Origin of the sequence: Nonomuraea sp. NPDC049784 (assembly GCF_040659615.1) — a bacterium.
Taxonomy (GTDB): domain Bacteria; phylum Actinomycetota; class Actinomycetes; order Streptosporangiales; family Streptosporangiaceae; genus Nonomuraea.
Map to the genome: position 1 here is coordinate 1 of NZ_JBFAMX010001104.1, position 1894 is coordinate 1894.

General features: G+C 67.2%; 1 protein-coding gene. It reads right to left on the bottom strand.

The genetic code is table 11. From position 1 onward, the window contains the following. Positions 1-1882, bottom strand: a 1882-nt coding sequence (locus AB0J09_RS63710; protein WP_360714100.1) for a condensation domain-containing protein, incomplete at its 3' end; no start/stop codon positions are given. Positions 1883-1894 lie beyond the last annotated feature (12 nt).

Sequence of the window (1894 nt, forward strand, 5' to 3'; positions counted from 1 at the left end):
CAGCCGCCACCACCCCCAGCAACCTCACCAAATGCCCAACCATCCGCTCCACCGTCGAACGATCGAACAACTCCGTACTGAACTCGACGGCGCCCCCGAAGCCGCGTTCCCGCGCGATGAGGAACAACGTCAGGTCGAACTTCGCCGTCACCGCGACCGGAGGGCCGATCGCCTCCGTCTCCAGGTCGACGTCGCCGTCGTCGGCCATCGCGTCCTGGTCGTAGTTGAACAACGCCTGGAACAGCGGCGTGCGCGAGCGGTCCCGCCCGGAGGTCAGCGCGTCGACGAGCTGCTCGAACGGGACGTCCTGGTGGGCGTACGCCGCAAGTGCCTCCTGCCGCACGCGAGTGACGAGCTCGCTGAAAGTGAGGTCACCGGAGAGGTCGGTGCGCAACACCAACGTGTTGACGAAGTAGCCAATCAGATCCTCGATCTCGGCCCGGTTGCGGTTGGCGATCGGCGTGCCCACCACCACGTCGTCCTGACCCGCGTACTTGCCCAACAGCACGGTGAACGCCGACAGCAACGTCATGAACATGGTGGCGCCGGTCTGGCGAGTCACCGCGCGCAGCCCGGCGGCGATCTCTTCCGAGATCTCGAACTCGACCTTCGCGCCCGCCGTGGTCCGCACAGCGGGCCGGGGGTGGTCGGTCGGCAGCTCCAGAACCGGCGCGTCCTCCAACCGCTCACGCCAGTAGCCGAGTTGCTCCTCCAGCACCTCGCCCTGCAGCCACTCACGCTGCCAGATCGAGAAGTCGGCGTACTGCACCGGCAACGGAGCCAACGGCGACGGCTCACCCCGCGAGAACGCCTCGTACAAAGCGGTCAGCTCCCGGCGCAACACGCCAGCCGACCACTCGTCCGACACCACATGGTGCATGACCAGGCTGAACACGTGATCGTCGGGCGCGAGCCGGATCAACCGGGCTCGGAAGAGCGGCCCGGTCTCCAGGTCGAACGGTGTCGTCACGTCGGTGGCGACCTGCTCTTCCGCCCAAACGAGCCCGTCCACGTCGGAGACCTCGAGCTCGAAGCGGGTGTGCGGGTCGATCACCTGGTGTGGCACGCCTCGTTCGTCGACGATCAACCGAGTGCGCAGCACTTCGTGCCGCTCCACGATCGTATCGAGCGCCGCGCTCAGCGCCGAGGCGTCCAGGTCTCCGACCATCCGCAGAGCGAGGGGGATGTTGTACTCGGTCGACTCCGGGGCCATCTGAGTGAGGAACCACAGGCGCTGTTGTGCGAACGACAGCGGCAGCGGCCCTTCACGCCGTGCGACCACGATCGGCGGAGCCAGCCTGCCCCGAGCCGACCCCTCCACCACCCGAGCCAACCCCGCCACCGTGCGATGCTCGAACAACGCCGCCAACGGCACCTCGACCTCGAACACCGCCCGCACCCGCGACATCACCTGCGTCGCCAGCAGCGAATGCCCACCCAACTCGAAGAAATCATCCTCCACACCGACCCGATCCAACCCGAGCACCTGCGCCCAGACCCCGGCCAGCATCTCCTCCACCGGCGAACGGAAACCGGAAGACTGCCCCGCCGACAACGACCCAGCACTGTCCGGAGCCGGTAGCGCGGCCCGATCCAACTTGCCGTTGGCACTCAGCGGGAGCGACGCCAACTCCACGAACAGAGCGGGCACCATGTAATCCGGCAACGTGGCAGCCAGGAACGCGCGCAGCTCACCGGGCGCGGGCACACCAACAGCGACATCAATCGCCACGAGATAGGCGATCAGCCGCTGCCGGTCATCAGCAACCACCACAGCAGAGCCGATCGCGGGGTGAGCCAGCAGGGCGGTTTCGATCTCGCCCGGCTCGATCCGGAACCCGCGGACCTTGACCTGATAGTCGACCCGGCCCAGATACTCCACCACCCCATCAGC